Origin of the sequence: Escherichia sp. 10290 (assembly GCF_030295155.1) — a bacterium.
Lineage (GTDB): Bacteria > Pseudomonadota > Gammaproteobacteria > Enterobacterales > Enterobacteriaceae > Escherichia > Escherichia coli_F.
The window spans coordinates 1,190,075-1,204,502 of record NZ_AP025741.1 but is presented as its reverse complement, the minus strand read 5'-3'; the positions used below and the strand labels follow the sequence as shown (position 1 = coordinate 1,204,502).

General features: G+C 47.7%; 16 protein-coding genes, 2 tRNA genes and 3 pseudogenes. 14 read left to right on the top strand and 7 right to left on the bottom strand.

Annotated elements, in window-relative coordinates; translation table 11 throughout:
* The first annotated feature begins 150 nt into the window (after positions 1-150).
* From dicB to QUE74_RS05670, 5 genes are all read left to right on the top strand, one after another.
* Positions 151-339 (top strand): cell division inhibition protein DicB, encoded by a 189-nt coding sequence (gene dicB, locus QUE74_RS05690; protein WP_000413703.1) that lies wholly within the window; start codon positions 151-153, stop codon positions 337-339.
* Entirely contained in the window at positions 336-527 is a 192-nt protein-coding gene (locus tag QUE74_RS05685; RefSeq protein ID WP_001098307.1) for a DUF1482 family protein, read from the top strand. The genes dicB and QUE74_RS05685 overlap by 4 nt, the downstream gene beginning before the upstream one ends.
* Before the next feature lie 93 nt (positions 528-620).
* The gene (locus QUE74_RS05680) at positions 621-3,104 is read left to right on the top strand and encodes a 3'-5' exonuclease (protein WP_000048579.1); all 2,484 of its coding nucleotides are present in this window, start codon (positions 621-623) and stop codon (positions 3,102-3,104) included.
* 66 nt (positions 3,105-3,170) lie between these two features.
* Positions 3,171-3,422 (top strand): DUF4224 domain-containing protein, encoded by a 252-nt coding sequence (locus tag QUE74_RS05675; RefSeq protein ID WP_000273162.1) that lies wholly within the window; start codon positions 3,171-3,173, stop codon positions 3,420-3,422.
* Positions 3,391-4,410, top strand: a complete 1,020-nt coding sequence (locus tag QUE74_RS05670; RefSeq protein WP_001364438.1) for a tyrosine-type recombinase/integrase — start codon at positions 3,391-3,393, stop codon at positions 4,408-4,410. Before QUE74_RS05675 ends, QUE74_RS05670 begins: the two co-directional genes overlap by 32 nt.
* Positions 4,411-4,871: 461 nt before the next feature.
* Here the strand turns inward: QUE74_RS05670 and QUE74_RS05665 are convergent.
* Positions 4,872-5,072: pseudogene (locus QUE74_RS05665) on the bottom strand (Ail/Lom family outer membrane beta-barrel protein); the annotation flags it as partial.
* A gap of 97 nt (positions 5,073-5,169) precedes the next feature.
* The gene (locus QUE74_RS05660) at positions 5,170-5,568 is read right to left on the bottom strand and encodes a hypothetical protein (RefSeq protein WP_157945130.1); all 399 of its coding nucleotides are present in this window, start codon (positions 5,566-5,568) and stop codon (positions 5,170-5,172) included.
* Here QUE74_RS05660 and QUE74_RS05655 point away from each other — a divergent pair.
* Positions 5,569-5,690: pseudogene (locus tag QUE74_RS05655) on the top strand (hypothetical protein); the annotation flags it as partial.
* Positions 5,691-6,017: 327 nt separating this feature from the next.
* Here QUE74_RS05655 and QUE74_RS05650 read toward each other — a convergent pair.
* Together QUE74_RS05650 and QUE74_RS05645 are read right to left on the bottom strand one after the other, a co-directional pair.
* Positions 6,018-6,089, bottom strand: a tRNA-Gly gene (locus QUE74_RS05650).
* 1 nt (position 6,090) lies between these two features.
* Positions 6,091-6,167, bottom strand: a tRNA-Arg gene (locus QUE74_RS05645).
* A 404-nt stretch (positions 6,168-6,571) separates the two neighbouring features.
* On the opposite strand from QUE74_RS05645, the gene QUE74_RS05640 reads away from it, so the two are divergent.
* From QUE74_RS05640 to tusE, 4 genes and pseudogenes are all read left to right on the top strand, one after another.
* Positions 6,572-6,865: a hypothetical protein gene (locus QUE74_RS05640; RefSeq protein ID WP_024166241.1), complete on the top strand. Its 294-nt coding sequence runs from the start codon at positions 6,572-6,574 to the stop codon at positions 6,863-6,865.
* Between the two features lie 64 nt (positions 6,866-6,929).
* Positions 6,930-7,100 (top strand): annotated as a pseudogene (locus QUE74_RS05635) (integrase); the annotation flags it as partial.
* A 367-nt stretch (positions 7,101-7,467) separates the two neighbouring features.
* Positions 7,468-8,127 (top strand): FtsH protease modulator YccA, encoded by a 660-nt coding sequence (yccA, locus tag QUE74_RS05630; RefSeq protein ID WP_000375136.1) that lies wholly within the window; start codon positions 7,468-7,470, stop codon positions 8,125-8,127.
* 90 nt (positions 8,128-8,217) lie between these two features.
* Complete coding sequence (tusE, locus tag QUE74_RS05625) at positions 8,218-8,547, top strand: sulfurtransferase TusE (RefSeq protein WP_000904443.1); 330 nt, start codon at positions 8,218-8,220, stop codon at positions 8,545-8,547.
* On the opposite strand, the gene yccX is transcribed toward tusE, so the two are convergent.
* The gene (gene yccX, locus QUE74_RS05620) at positions 8,544-8,822 is read right to left on the bottom strand and encodes an acylphosphatase (RefSeq protein ID WP_000048227.1); all 279 of its coding nucleotides are present in this window, start codon (positions 8,820-8,822) and stop codon (positions 8,544-8,546) included. The genes tusE and yccX overlap by 4 nt on opposite strands.
* A gap of 94 nt (positions 8,823-8,916) precedes the next feature.
* Between yccX and rlmI the strand changes: the two genes are divergently transcribed.
* Entirely contained in the window at positions 8,917-10,107 is a 1,191-nt protein-coding gene (gene rlmI / locus QUE74_RS05615; protein WP_000116273.1) for a 23S rRNA (cytosine(1962)-C(5))-methyltransferase RlmI, read from the top strand.
* Between the two features lie 57 nt (positions 10,108-10,164).
* On the top strand, positions 10,165-10,482 hold the full coding sequence (gene hspQ / locus QUE74_RS05610; protein ID WP_001295356.1) for a heat shock protein HspQ: 318 nt from the start codon (positions 10,165-10,167) through the stop codon (positions 10,480-10,482).
* 44 nt (positions 10,483-10,526) lie between these two features.
* On the opposite strand, the gene QUE74_RS05605 is transcribed toward hspQ, so the two are convergent.
* The gene (locus QUE74_RS05605) at positions 10,527-10,940 is read right to left on the bottom strand and encodes a CoA-binding protein (protein WP_000665218.1); all 414 of its coding nucleotides are present in this window, start codon (positions 10,938-10,940) and stop codon (positions 10,527-10,529) included.
* A gap of 172 nt (positions 10,941-11,112) precedes the next feature.
* On the opposite strand from QUE74_RS05605, the gene QUE74_RS05600 reads away from it, so the two are divergent.
* Both QUE74_RS05600 and mgsA read left to right on the top strand, forming a co-directional pair.
* Positions 11,113-11,775, top strand: coding sequence for a DUF2057 family protein (locus QUE74_RS05600; RefSeq protein WP_000847791.1), 663 nt, complete (start codon positions 11,113-11,115; stop codon positions 11,773-11,775).
* A 95-nt stretch (positions 11,776-11,870) separates the two neighbouring features.
* Entirely contained in the window at positions 11,871-12,329 is a 459-nt protein-coding gene (mgsA, locus tag QUE74_RS05595) for a methylglyoxal synthase (RefSeq protein WP_000424181.1), read from the top strand.
* A 31-nt stretch (positions 12,330-12,360) separates the two neighbouring features.
* On the opposite strand, the gene helD is transcribed toward mgsA, so the two are convergent.
* The gene (gene helD / locus QUE74_RS05590; protein WP_001354890.1) at positions 12,361-14,415 is read right to left on the bottom strand and encodes a DNA helicase IV; all 2,055 of its coding nucleotides are present in this window, start codon (positions 14,413-14,415) and stop codon (positions 12,361-12,363) included.
* Positions 14,416-14,428: the final 13 nt, after the last annotated feature.

Below are 14,428 nucleotides of genomic sequence, written 5' to 3'. Positions count from 1 at the left end.
GGTGAATGCGGCTCAGCGCACGCGGAACAGTTAAAACCAAAAACAGTGTTATGGGTGGATTCTCTGTATCCGGCGTTAATTGTTAACTGGTTAACGTCACCTGGAGGCACCAGGCACCGCATCACAAAATTCATTGTTGAGGACGCGATAATGGAAAAGTTATCATGTAATGCCATCACGTCTGAACTTCGTTTCGAAATTGGCGTTATCACTGGAGACAAAACATTTATTGAAGACGCCATTAAGCAGAGAAAACTCGAGCAGGACCTGTTAAATGAAGTATGCATTCCTTCAATGCTGGCTCGTCTGGACCTGCTGCAAAAAGGATATAAACAATGAATACAACATTTGCACTCGTTCTGACAGTTTATCTTGTTTCCGGCGAATCTCTTGAGCTGGTGACTGGCTTATACGGTTCAATGAAAGAATGCATGGCTGCAGCAGCAGAACAAAAAATTCCCGGTAACTGTTATCCGGTAGATAAAACTACTCACACTAATAATAACGAAATACCGGCAGGACTTTAAAACAGCACCGTAATTAATATCCGGTTTCATTTTTATATGCCAGCAATGGCAGGGATTTGTTCACCCTTAAATCTGTAATGAGGTTAAAACAAAATGAGTAAAGTCTTTATTTGCGCCGCCATTCCGGACGAACAGGCAATAAAAGAAGAGGGCGCAGTTGCTGTAGCCACTGCCATTGAAGCCGGTGATGAACGCCGCGCCCGTGCCAAATTTACCTGGCAATTCCTGGAGCAATATCCTGCTGCTCAGGACTGCGCTTATAAATTTCTTGTCTGCGAAGATAAACCCGGCATGCCCCGCCCTGCTATCGACTCCTGGGATACCGAATATATGCAGGAAAACCACTGGGATGAGGAATCCGCTTCCTTTATTCCGGTCGAACCAGAATCCGATCCTATTAACGTCAATTTTGACAAGCTGTCCCTTGAAGTACAGAACGCGGTCCTGGTTAAGTTCGGTACATGTGAAAACATCACCGTTGATATGGCGATTGACGCGCAGGAATTACTGCAAGAAGACGTGGCTACCTTTGACGGGCATATCGTTGAAGCACTGATGAAAACGCCTGAAATTAACGCTATGTATCCGGAACGCAAACTGTTCGCTATCGGATGGGTTAAACACAAATGTAAGCCGGGTACCAAATGGCCCGAAATTCAGGTTGAATTACGTAACTGGAAAAAACGGCAGGACGCAGAGCGCAAAGAGACTGGAAAATACACGTCTGTTGTTGATCTTGCCCGCGCCAAAGCCAACCGACAGCACACTGAAAACCCAGCAGAAAAAATCCCTCCTGTAACTGCCGCCATTCATCGCGAATACAAGCAGACATGGAAAACCCTGGACAGGGAGCTGGCCTACTATCTCTGGCCTGGTGATGCGGATGCCGGAAACATTGACGGCAGCATCCTTCGCTGGGCTAAAAATGAAGTTATCGCCAGAGATCGCGAAGACTGGAAGCGCATCTCCGCATCAATGCGCAAACAACCTGATGCGCTTCGCTACAGCCGCCAGACTATTTTTGGCCTTGTCCGTGAACGCCCGATCGACATTCACAAAGATCCCGTGGCACTGAACAAATACATCACTGAATACCTGACTACAAAGGGCGTGTTTGAAGATGACGAAGGAACAAATCAGGGCACAGCTAATACTCTCTCGTCGCCAGTACCAGAAACTGACGCAGTGGAAACGGCAATTCACGACAACGAAAAAACCGAATGCAAAGTGGAAGTCGAATCATCTGTAGAGCGTGAGGGGCCGTTCTACTTCCTCTTCACCGACAAGGATGGCGAAAAATACGGTCGTGCAAACAAACTTTCTGGTCTGAATAAGGCGCTGGCTGCAGGGGCTACTGAAATCACGAAAGAAGAATATTTTGCCCGCAAAAACGGTACATACTCAGGTTCACAACAAAATACTGGTGCATCTGACACGATCGCACAACCGGAGCCGGTAAAAGTTACCGCTGACGAAGTAAACAAAATTATGCAGGCAGCCAATATCAGCCAGCCTGACGCCGATAAGTTGCTTGCTGTATCACGTAGTGAATTTGTTGCAGGGATTAGCGACCCGAATGATCCGAAATGGGTGAAGGGGATTGAAACCCGCGATTCTGTGAATCAGAACCAGCAAGAAACGGAACAGAACGACCAGAACGCGGAACAAAACAGCCCAAATGCGTTACAAAACGAGCCAGAAACGAAACAACCTGAGCCAGTAGCGCAACAGGAAGCGGAAAAAGTCTGCACCGCCTGCGGTCAGACCGGCGGCGGCAACTGCCCTGATTGTGGTGCGGTGATGGGCGACGCAACATACCAGGAAACATTCGATGAAGAGAATCAGGTTGAAGTTCAGGAAAATGATCCGGAGGAAATGGAAGGCGCTGAACATCCACACAAGGAGAATGCTGGCAGCGCTCAGGACCACGCCAGCGATAATGAAACTGGCGAGACGGCAGATCCCTTAATTGCGGTGAACGGTCATCACGTTATCACATCCACCAGCAGAGTGTGGTACCACCTGATGATCGACCTTGAAACAATGGGAACCAACACCAATGCGCCCATCGTGGTTATTGGTGCGGTTTTCTTCGACCCACAAACAGGGGAAATCGGGCCAGTATTTTATATCGTTATCAGTCTGACTGACGCAATGAATACAGGGGCTGTTCCTGACGGTGGAACCATCGAATGGTGGCTGAAGCAGTCCAGTGAAGCCAGAGCTGCCATTTTAACAGACCAGGTAAAACTGAAGGATGCCCTTTCGCGGTTTCGGGAGTTCATCAACGAATACTCAGATGAAAAATTCGTTCAGGTATGGGGTAATGGTGCAACTTTCGATAACGCAATTTTGCGCACCTCATACGAACGTCTGGACATCCCCTGCCCGTGGCGCTACCACAACGATCGCGATGTACGCACAATCGTTGAGCTGGGAAAAACAATCGACTTTGATGCCAGAACCGTTATTCCATTCGAAGGCGTGCACCACAATGCACTGGATGACGCCCGTCACCAGGCAAAATACGTTACAGCTACAATACAAAAACTGATCCCGAGTCAGGCTGATTTTTAATGTTCAACCCTGATCGCCGCCTCCGAATTATATTGGCGGCGGTCATGCTGTAAGGCATGTGACCACATGTATGAATTAACTCTATCGCCAGCAGAGATTCAAGAGATCACGAAATACAAGCGATACACAAGACAGCAACACCAGTTAAGACTGCACGGCATCCCATTTTTAATCGGGCCTAAAAACGAGCCGATAGTTCTACGCTGTGATATTCCACGTGGACTAACAGCAATGTCAAAAGTATCTGAACTGGTTTCTGCTGAACCCGATTTTGAGGCACTGAATAATGGGAAGACCAAGAAAAGACAAAAAAGATAATGTACTGCCACCGCGCGTTAGATCGAATGGTTACAGTTACGTATGGAAGCCCAAAGGAAGCACAAGGACGATAAAGCTAGGAAGAGTGCGGGAAACCAGCGTGGCTAAAGTCTGGCAAAATTATGAACTGGAAAAGGCAAAACTCCACGACATAATGACCGTAGCTAAATTATGGCACATGTTTATGGACTCCCCTGCATTTACAGAACTGGCCCCCCGAACCCAAAAAGATTATCGGCAACATCAAAGGGCATTACTGGCGGTATTCGGGAAAATGCTTGCTGATAATGTAAAAATTGAGCAGGTAAGAATTTTCATGGATAAGCGGGGGCTTGAGAGCAAGACCCAGGCAAACCATGAACTGGCAAGTCTGAGTCGCGTATACGGATGGGGATATGAGCGTGGGTATGTGAAAAATAATCCATGCAAAGGAGTCAGAAAATTCACGCTTAAAGCCCGTACTGTTTACATCACCGATGAACAGTATGCTGCGATATATGCGGAAGCAATTCCACAGTTACGTATTGCAATGGAGATATCCTATCTCTGTGCGGCAAGGCTCGGTGATGTGCTCGAGCTGAAATGGCAGGATATTATGGACAAAGGGATTTACATTGAGCAAAACAAGACCGGCACCAAACAAATCAAGGAATGGTCTCCACGATTACGTACGGCGATCCAGTTAGCCCGAAATGTATCTTCCGGCACATGCGAGTATGTGATCAACACAACCAAAGGCGGGAAGGTCATAGCTAAAACGCTGAACAACTGGTGGAATCAGGCTAAACGTGCAGCCGAGCAAAAAGCCGGTGTTCCGTTTGGGTGCAACTTCCATGACATAAAAGCCAAAGGAATTTCAGATTACGAAGGCAGCAGTCGCGACAAACAAATTTTCAGTGGACACAAAACAGAAAATCAGGTGTTGATTTACGATCGTAAAACCAAAATCACGCCAACACTGGATTTGCCGCTTGTGGTCAGTAAGTAGACAATCCAGAAAATTTTCTGGCAAAAGACCTGGTATATTAACTCTGAATAACTCCCTAACATCTTGATTTTTCTTGGTGTTAAGTCTGATTAACTTTTCGGCTATTTTGCGTATTATACTGATTTTTCTTTATTTTTCTTCGGTCTTGAAAACCGGCGACCCGAAAGGGTTCCAGAGTTCGAATCTCTGCGCTTCCGCCAAATAAGATAAGGGGTTACCAAATGGTAACCCCTTAGTTTTTTAGAGCCTGGTATATTTTCAGCTCTCAATGCCAACAACAATTTTTACAACCACACCAGATCTCTACTCTCCAAAAAAGTCTCAATACCCCCTCCCTGACAAAATGCGAACAACATCACTTCACTAATCAGCCTGACATCGCATGCTTAGCAAGCTAATTACGAATCCCCGGAGAAGGTGGAAACACGGCTGTAAGCCACACCCGCCATCATGCTGAATTAGCAGTTACGCACGGAGTCTTCATGCCAGCGGGTATAACTGTAACGGGTAAGCAGGCGATTCCTGTCTCCTGCATAGCTGAATGACGTCACCAGCCCCAGCGTGTCCGTAAATTCATAGCGGTATTTCACATTGAACCCGGTTAAATCATCACTGCCGGACATATCAGAACGGGCATGAAGATACCCGGCACTCAGTTTTGCCGGTAGTTGTGGCATCTTCATCGTGTTTACGCCTTCGACATCCAGATAACCGTCACTGCATTACCTGAAACCGACACCGTCACGGGTGTCCCCGCATTCAGCCTGAATACTTTGATCCAGATTGCGATGCAGACTGGTCTGTAACTGTCGTCACCATACCCCGGATTTCTGCCGCTCCAGACACTGTCTGTATCCTCGAAAGGATCGCAGAGAAAACTGGTGTTTGCTCGTTACCGTTAAAGTACAGGTGTTCAGCACTACCCAGCATCACCAGATTCATGGTAAATACCTGGGCAGGTATATACACACTGTTACCGTTAAGCACATACGTATTCGCAATATCTCCGGTTACACGGAGAATCAAAAGAGGGGAACCGCAGCCCGCAAAACGAAAAAGGCCACGCAGTTGCGCAGCCTCATAAATTGTGGTTGAAATCCGTTCGCCTATAAAAAAGCCCCTCCGGAGAGGGGCAGGTATACTCATCACTTTCATCATCTGCATGGCGCCGGGTGTCACCCGGTGAGTTCAGTATCAGCACCTGAATCCGCGATTATCCATATTCCTGCTTGCTGATTGCCCCTCCGCACAGGGGGATTCATCATGCGAAATTATTTTTAACAAAACGACGGGTTATTCTCCAGTACCCAACATAATTAAATGTGATGTTTTTAACACTTTTAAAGATTTTAACTTAGTAGTTATTATTTTTAATACTCACCCCCGTCTTTATAGCGAATTTATATTTTCGTTTGCGCCACTCTGTTTTAATACCCAAAAAAAATATCAATTATCGATAAAAATATAGTAAACAAATAAACACACTCCGAAAGAACCAATAACTATCATCGCTAATGCCAGCATAAATAGTTGTTGTACGCTTATTTTCACCGATGAAAGGTAACGCATAAAAGTGCTCAACATACAGTACTAATAATCCTCTATAAAGTGGTCAGCGGGAATCGAACCTGCATCATCAGCCTGGAAGGCTGAGGTAATAACCATTATACGATCACCGCATGGTGCACCATACTGGATTCGAACCAGTGACCGATTGCTTAGAAGGCAATTGCCCTATACAGCTGAGCTAACGGCGCATGATGGTCCATGTTGCGCTTGAACCGGCGACCTTGCGGTTATGAGCTGCTCGCTCTGACCATTAGAGCTAAATTATCAATAATTTTCTTTTCAATAGCATGCATATTCCAGCTACGTAATCCACGCTAACGTTTATTAAAAACAAATTCAACAAAAACAAAGTTAGTGATATTTTTTTATCTAATACCAACATTAATCAATATTATGTGATTTAGATAATCCGCCCTATTAAACAACTTCATTCATTAGCACAATGAGTGTTCAACTATCTATTGAAATAAAAGAACATAAGAGGTATAGATATCTCCACAGCAGACATTACATCTAAAAGATCACCAAACCAGACATTATGATAAAAAAGATTTTTATAACGTCTTTAAGTATCCTCTGTATGGGGGTAATTGTGGATTATCCTCATATCGACAGCAGAATATCGACAAACGAAATAATCAATTGTCTTTCCAAGACTATGCAGAAAAGTGGTTATATAATGGATCTAAATGGAACTAAACTACCAATTAATGCAAAAGAATTCGCAACATACAAAATGTCAAAATACACCGGTTCATTCTGGATAGAATATTCAACAGAAGGAAGGCCAACAAGAGATGTTGGTATAATAAATGCAACAAATGATAGTTATAATATCTTGAACGATACATTGCAATTTTGTAGCAATATCATGGCAAAATATTAACATCAACAGTTAGTATGTGTACATCTCTGTGAGAAACCGTCGTAATATCAGTCAGCAACACCCCCCTTTTGGATGCAATTTCCACGACATAAAGGTGAAAGGTATCCCGGATTACGAAGGAAGTCGTCGCGACAAACAAATTTTCAGTGGACATAAAACAGTAAATCAGGTGTTGATTTACGATCGTAAAAAAATCACACCAACACTGGATTTGCCGCTCGTGGTTAGTAAGTAGACAATCCAGAAAGTTTTCTGGCAAAAAGACTTGGTATACTAACTATCAAAAATCACCTAACATATTGATTTCTTTTGGCACTTAATTTGATTAACTTTTCAACATTGAAAACCGGCGACCCGAAAAGGTTCCAGAGTTTGAATCTCTGCGCTTCCGCCAGATAAGATAAGGGGTGAGCTAAATGCTAACCCCTTTTTCTTTTGCCTGTCGAAATTCTCAGGGCGTTATATCATTGCTTAATGACCTGAAAATCTGCTGTTAAACCTGTTCCAGATCAAATGCGTAAAGATGGGTAAAACTTCTGGGTGCCCTTACGCATTATCATTATGCTGCTTAATTAATTACATCTGTCATAGAGAGTGACTCAATGGATCGTATTGTTAGTTCTTCACATGACCGTACATCGCTGCTTAGCACCCATAAGGTGCTGCGTAATACCTATTTTCTGCTGAGCCTGACGCTGGCCTTTTCGGCGATTACCGCAACTGCCAGTACGGTGCTGATGCTGCCATCTCCGGGTCTGATTCTGACGCTGGTGGGTATGTATGGTTTGATGTTCCTGACCTATAAAACGGCGAATAAGCCGACCGGAATTATCTCCGCATTCGCCTTTACCGGTTTTCTGGGTTATATCCTCGGACCAATTCTGAATACCTATCTGTCTGCCGGAATGGGTGACGTAATCGCTATGGCACTGGGCGGAACGGCGTTAGTGTTCTTCTGCTGCTCTGCGTATGTGCTGACCACCCGCAAAGATATGTCGTTCCTTGGCGGTATGCTGATGGCGGGTATTGTGGTGGTGCTGATTGGTATGGTTGCTAATATCTTCCTGCAACTGCCTGCTCTGCATCTGGCGATCAGCGCGGTATTCATTCTGATCTCCTCTGGCGCTATTTTGTTTGAAACCAGCAACATCATCCACGGCGGTGAAACGAACTATATTCGTGCCACGGTTAGCCTGTATGTTTCGCTGTACAACATCTTCGTTAGCCTGTTGAGCATTCTGGGCTTCGCCAGCCGCGATTAATCTCGCCCGCTATCTCTTTCTGAGCCTCGCTTTATGCGGGGCTTTGTTTTTTGTTACACTGCCGCCAGTCTGATTAAGGTAGTAATAATTATGCTGATCTTCGAAGGTAAAGAGATAGAAACGGATACCGAAGGCTATCTCAAAGAAAGCAGCCAGTGGAGTGAGCCGCTGGCAGTGGTGATTGCAGAGAACGAAGGGATTACGCTGTCACCAGAACACTGGGAAGTGGTGCGTTTTGTGCGTGATTTCTATCTGGAATTCAATACTTCTCCGGCGATTCGTATGCTGGTAAAAGCGATGGCGAATAAATTTGGCGAAGAAAAAGGTAACAGCCGCTATCTATACCGACTGTTTCCGAAAGGTCCGGCTAAGCAAGCCACCAAAATTGCTGGCCTGCCAAAACCGGTAAAATGTATCTAACGAATACGAAAATCGGTTAATTCCCCCGAGGGATGATGCGGCTCGCTGAGCACCCGTTCCACACGTGCAGAACGCGGGCCGCCACTCTTTAACCACTGCATTAATTTTTCCAACTGCCCTTCTTCACCGCAGGCAACCACTTCCACGCTGCCATCGTCAAGATTTTTGGCGTAGCCGCTTAACCCGAGTTTTTTCGCTTCGTACTGCGTGGTATAGCGAAATCCTACGCCCTGAACTCGCCCGTAAACCCAGGCAATTATGCAGACTTTCGACATTGCTGCTCTCCTTATCCTTAATGGACGCGTTGCAAATCCATGGAAAACTCCGGACAATGACGCCCATTTCTTTGCATCGACAGAAAAGTAAATTATGAGTGTACGTTTAGTGTTAGCCAAAGGGCGCGAAAAATCATTACTTCGTCGCCATCCGTGGGTCTTTTCCGGGGCCGTTGCCCGCATGGAAGGTAAAGCCAACCTCGGTGAAACCATCGATATTGTTGATCATCAGGGAAAATGGTTAGCACGCGGCGCTTATTCGCCAGCTTCGCAAATCCGGGCGCGCGTCTGGACGTTTGACCCCTCTGAATCCATTGACATTGCTTTTTTTACCCGCCGTTTGCAACAAGCACAAAAATGGCGTGACTGGCTGGCGCAAAAAGATGGCCTCGACAGCTATCGTTTAATCGCCGGAGAATCTGATGGCCTGCCGGGTATTACTATCGATCGTTTCGGTAATTTTCTGGTACTGCAGCTGCTAAGCGCTGGCGCGGAATACCAGCGTGCGGCATTAATTAGCGCCCTGCAAACGCTCTACCCGGAATGTGCGATTTACGATCGCAGCGATGTCGCTGTACGTAAAAAAGAAGGGATGGAGCTGACCCAAGGCCCCATCACCGGCGAGTTGCCGCCTGCCCTGCTGCCGATTGAAGAACACGGCATGAAGCTGCTGGTGGACATTCAGCACGGGCACAAAACGGGTTACTACCTGGACCAGCGTGATAGCCGCCTGGCTACCCGCCGCTACGTTGAAAATAAACGCGTACTGAACTGTTTTTCCTATACCGGTGGTTTCGCCGTATCGGCATTGATGGGCGGTTGCAGCCAGGTTGTCAGCGTTGATACCTCCCAGGAAGCGCTGGATATTGCACGGCAGAATGTTGAGCTGAACAAACTGGATCTGAGCAAGGCTGAGTTTGTCCGTGATGATGTCTTTAAATTGCTGCGTACTTATCGCGATCGCGGTGAAAAATTTGACGTTATCGTGATGGACCCGCCGAAGTTTGTTGAGAATAAAAGCCAGTTGATGGGCGCGTGTCGTGGCTATAAAGACATCAACATGCTGGCGATTCAGTTGCTGAATGAAGGCGGAGTTCTCCTGACTTTCTCCTGTTCCGGTCTGATGACCAGCGATTTATTTCAGAAAATCATCGCGGATGCCGCAATTGATGCCGGTCGTGATGTACAATTTATAGAGCAGTTCCGTCAGGCAGCCGATCATCCGGTGATCGCTACCTACCCGGAAGGGCTATATCTGAAAGGGTTTGCCTGTCGCGTCATGTAACTTGAAATGTGGAATTTTACCCTTATATCAAAGGTAAAGATTTCCCGGGAGGTGACTATGATTGCCAGCAAATTCGGTATCGGCCAGCAGGTCCGCCATTCCCTGTTAGGTTATCTCGGAGTGGTCGTGGATATCGACCCGGTTTATTCGCTCTCTGAACCGTCGCCTGATGAGCTGGCGGTGAATGACGAGCTTCGCGCCGCTCCGTGGTATCACGTGGTGATGGAGGACGATAACGGCCTACCGGTTCATACCTACCTGGCTGAAGCCCAGCTAAGTAGCGAATTGCAGGATGAACATCCTGAACAGCCATCCATGGATGAGCTGGCGCAGACCATCCGCAAACAACTTCAGGCCCCGCGTCTGCGTAACTAATCCCTGAACAAATCCCCGGAAGGTTTTGGCCTTCCGGGGATTTTTTATTTGGCCAGGCCCAGGCGAGGGATCTCAATAGCCGGGCAGCGATCCATCACCACATTTAACCCGGCATCCCGTGCCAGTACTGCCGCTTGCTCATTAATCACCCCCAGTTGCATCCAGAGGGTTTTCGCGCCAATGGCGATCGCTTCCTGCGCCACGCCCCACGCCGCTTCTGAATTACGGAAAACATCGACCATATCGACTTTTTCCGGAACTTCTGCCAGCGTGCCATACCCCTGCTGGCCCAGCAGCGTTTTGCCGGCAACTTTTGGTGAAACCGGAATGACGTGATACCCCTGGTCGAGTAGATATTTCATCACGCGATAGCTGGGACGATCGGGTTTGTCGCTTGCCCCCACCAGCGCGATGGTGTGAGTGGACGTTAAAATGCCTGCAATATCGGTTTCTTTCATTATTTCCTCCAGACTGTTTAACAAAGTGTACGACAAAGCCGACATGCCAACCATGCAGCTAATACGAATGAATGAGAGCAAAAGCGGGAATTATGTCTATATGTTAGTAAGTATGATTAAAGAAAAATTTTGACACATTATTATTCGGGCGGTCTTTTGACAGGAGCTACCTATGAAAACCGGCATCGTGACCACCTTGATTGCATTATGTTTGCCGGTATCCGTTTTTGCCACCACGCTGCGGCTTTCAACCGATGTCGATCTTCTGGTACTCGACGGCAAGAAGGTTTCCAGCTCTCTGCTGCGCGGTGCGGACAGCATTGAACTGGATAATGGACCACATCAGTTAGTGTTTCGCGTTGAGAAGACGATTCATCTTTCCAATAGTGAAGAACGGCTGTATATCTCCCCACCACTAGTGGTCAGTTTTAATACCCAGCTCATCAACCAGGTCAATTTTCGCCTGCCTCGCCTGGAGAATGAGCGGGAAGCTAACCATTTTGATGCCGCGCCGCGCCTTGAATTGTTGGATGGCGATGCGACGCCGATTCCGGTAAAGCTGGATATTCTCGCCATTACCTCAACGGCAAAAACGATTGATTATGAGGTCGAGGTTGAACGTTATAACAAATCCGCGAAACGCGCTTCACTACCGCAATTTGCCACGATGATGGCAGATGACAGTACGCTGCTTTCGGGTGTTTCCGAGCTGGATGCTATTCCACCGCAGTCTCAGGTGCTCACAGAACAACGGCTGAAGTATTGGTTTAAACTGGCTGACCCACAAACGCGAAATACTTTTCTGCAATGGGCGGAAAAACAACCATCTTCCTGAGATTTTTGTGCCTGTGCGCAGGCTTTTTCGGTCTTTCTCTTGCAGCGATAAGTGCTTACAGTAATCTGTAGGAAAGTTAACTACGGATGTACATTATGGAACTGACGACACGTACTTTACCTGCGCGGAAACATATTGCGCTGGTGGCACACGATCACTGCAAACAAATGCTGATGAGCTGGGTGGAACGGCATCAACCGTTACTGGAACAACACGTACTGTATGCAACAGGCACTACCGGTAACTTAATTTCCCGCGCGACCGGCATGAACGTCAACGCGATGTTGAGTGGCCCAATGGGGGGGGACCAGCAGGTTGGCGCATTGATCTCAGAAGGTAAAATTGATGTATTGATTTTCTTCTGGGACCCACTAAATGCCGTGCCGCACGATCCTGACGTGAAAGCCTTGCTGCGTCTGGCGACGGTATGGAACATTCCGGTTGCCACCAACGTGGCAACGGCAGACTTCATTATCCAGTCACCGCATTTCAACGACGCGGTCGATATTCTGATCCCCGATTATCAGCGTTATCTCGCGGACCGTCTGAAGTAATATTACACAGGTGGCAAACGCCACCTGTTTCCTACGGTTTTCTCGCCACCGGCACATCCAGATTTTTCAGTATTTCGACAAAGGGAGAGGGATTCTCTTTGTTAAACAATGCCCATACCCGATGGCGTGCCCGGGTCAGCGCCACGTACATTAACCGCCGTTCTTCAGCGTCCGGAAAATCCTCAACCGGGGGTAGTAGCGCCTCTTCCATAATCGACTCCCGCGCCGCAGCCGGAAAACCATCACTCCCCTCCTGCAAGCCAACGATGATGACGTAATCCGCCTGTTGCCCTTTGCTGGCATGAATGGTCATAAAATCGATTTGCAACTTCGGCCAGCGTGTTGCCGCTTTTTCCAGGCTGGCAGGCCTCATGTGATGGTAACGCGCCAGGATCAGAATGCGCTCTTCCGGTTTGGCATAACCAGAGAGCTTATCCAGCAAAGCATCAAGTTGACTCTCATCCAATAACGTGACGGCTTTTTTGTCTCCATTGGTTAAGCTGTTTAGCGGCTTTTTCAGCTGGCCAGGGTTCTGCTGAATAAAACGGTTTGCCACCTCACCGATACGACTGTTAAAACGGTAAGTCGTGTCTAAATCACAGCGATCGCCTTCACCAAAGTTTTCATGGAAAGCGGTGGTGAGCGACATTTGCGCACCGCTGAAACGGTAAATCGCCTGCCAGTCATCGCCAACGGCGAACAACGTCGTTTGACTGTTTTGCTTGCGTAATGCCGCTAACAACGCTGCACGCTGCGGCGAGATATCCTGAAATTCATCAACCAGAATATGCTTCCACGGGCTGATAAAGCGACCTTTCTCCAGAATCACAATCGCCTGGTGAATAAGGCCGGAAAAATCGACAGCGTTTTCTGCCTTCAGCGCACCTTTCCAGGCTTTTAATAACGGGGCCATCAACTTGATACGTTTACTGAATAGATCGCGAATCTCTTCGGGCGCACTGGCAATCATTTCTGCCTGTGCACCGCCGTGCATTCGCATCAGACTTACCCAGCGATCGAGGCGAGAAGCAAGACGACGCTGTAATTTCTCATCATCCCAGAAGTTACCTTCTGGCACTGACCACTGCATTTCTTCCGTCAGCCATTGCCGCCAGCCCTTCGCCTGCGCTTTCTTTTCGCTGCATTGCTTACGCCACTCAGCAATAAAGAGTTCATGACGGGCAGCGGTATCATTTTCTAGTTTGCTGACTGTCGGCACTTTTTTGCTGCCCTGCTGAATAATATGCAGCGCCAGCGCATGAAACGTGCGCGCGGTAATGTCTTCGGTATGTAGCCGTTCGCGAATACGCTCATCCATCTCTTCAGCAGCTTTGCGACCAAAAGCCAGCAATAAAATTTGTTCAGGAGCGGCGTCACCTCGCGCCAGCAACCAGCCTGCACGGGCCACCAGCACCGACGTTTTTCCGCTTCCTGCACCGGCCAGCACTAACAGAGAATGCTCGCCGTTAACGACTGCCCGGGCCTGCGCCGGATTCAGCGGTGAAGACTCAACCTGACGGAAAAAATCCGCATACTCGGTAAGCATAGCTTCGGTATACGCCTGATTATGCTGCAACCGAGCGCCTTCAATATCTTTTAACCAGGCCTGACATTTACGCCACGCCTCACGGCAGTTATCGAATTCTTCCAGTCGGTTGACCGGCAACGGCAACGCCAACAAAGCCTGGCGGATTTGTTGCTGCACGCCAGAAGTTTGCTCACGCGTCAGCCATTTATTTTCTCCGGTGCGCGTGGCAATCAAATCCAGTTGCTGCTGTAAAACACCTGCCGCAATTTCGCTCATCTCCGCACTCCACCGCCGCCAGTGAGCATCAAGATGATGGTAAAAACGCTGCGTCTCGCCCCATTCGGTGCCGTGCAGACGCACCACTTTTTCGTCCGGCAGTACAAATTCCAGCTCGCCCCATACCAGACCGCGCTTACAGTGAATTGCCAGTAATTGATTGAAAGGAATAAGGTATTCGTGGCGATCGCCGGAGACTTTAATCCCGGCATTGAGGATCACCGCCCGATCGTAAGGGTGCTGTGCCAGACGTTTTCCAAGCGTTGTCGCTTTCAGTTCCATGACTCTGTAGATC

Bases quoted from the DNA above. Each gene is read 5' to 3' on its own strand.
- dicB (WP_000413703.1), top strand. From the start codon at position 151: ATGGAAAAGTTATCATGTAATGCCATCACGTCTGAACTTCGTTTCGAA.
- QUE74_RS05685 (WP_001098307.1), top strand. From the start codon at position 336: ATGAATACAACATTTGCACTCGTTCTGACAGTTTATCTTGTTTCCGGC.
- QUE74_RS05680 (WP_000048579.1), top strand. From the start codon at position 621: ATGAGTAAAGTCTTTATTTGCGCCGCCATTCCGGACGAACAGGCAATA.
- QUE74_RS05675 (WP_000273162.1), top strand. From the start codon at position 3,171: ATGTATGAATTAACTCTATCGCCAGCAGAGATTCAAGAGATCACGAAA.
- QUE74_RS05670 (WP_001364438.1), top strand. From the start codon at position 3,391: ATGGGAAGACCAAGAAAAGACAAAAAAGATAATGTACTGCCACCGCGC.
- QUE74_RS05660 (WP_157945130.1), bottom strand. From the start codon at position 5,568: ATGATGAAAGTGATGAGTATACCTGCCCCTCTCCGGAGGGGCTTTTTT.
- yccA (WP_000375136.1), top strand. From the start codon at position 7,468: ATGGATCGTATTGTTAGTTCTTCACATGACCGTACATCGCTGCTTAGC.
- tusE (WP_000904443.1), top strand. From the start codon at position 8,218: ATGCTGATCTTCGAAGGTAAAGAGATAGAAACGGATACCGAAGGCTAT.
- yccX (WP_000048227.1), bottom strand. From the start codon at position 8,822: ATGTCGAAAGTCTGCATAATTGCCTGGGTTTACGGGCGAGTTCAGGGC.
- rlmI (WP_000116273.1), top strand. From the start codon at position 8,917: ATGAGTGTACGTTTAGTGTTAGCCAAAGGGCGCGAAAAATCATTACTT.
- hspQ (WP_001295356.1), top strand. From the start codon at position 10,165: ATGATTGCCAGCAAATTCGGTATCGGCCAGCAGGTCCGCCATTCCCTG.
- QUE74_RS05605 (WP_000665218.1), bottom strand. From the start codon at position 10,940: ATGAAAGAAACCGATATTGCAGGCATTTTAACGTCCACTCACACCATC.
- QUE74_RS05600 (WP_000847791.1), top strand. From the start codon at position 11,113: ATGAAAACCGGCATCGTGACCACCTTGATTGCATTATGTTTGCCGGTA.
- mgsA (WP_000424181.1), top strand. From the start codon at position 11,871: ATGGAACTGACGACACGTACTTTACCTGCGCGGAAACATATTGCGCTG.
- helD (WP_001354890.1), bottom strand. From the start codon at position 14,415: ATGGAACTGAAAGCGACAACGCTTGGAAAACGTCTGGCACAGCACCCT.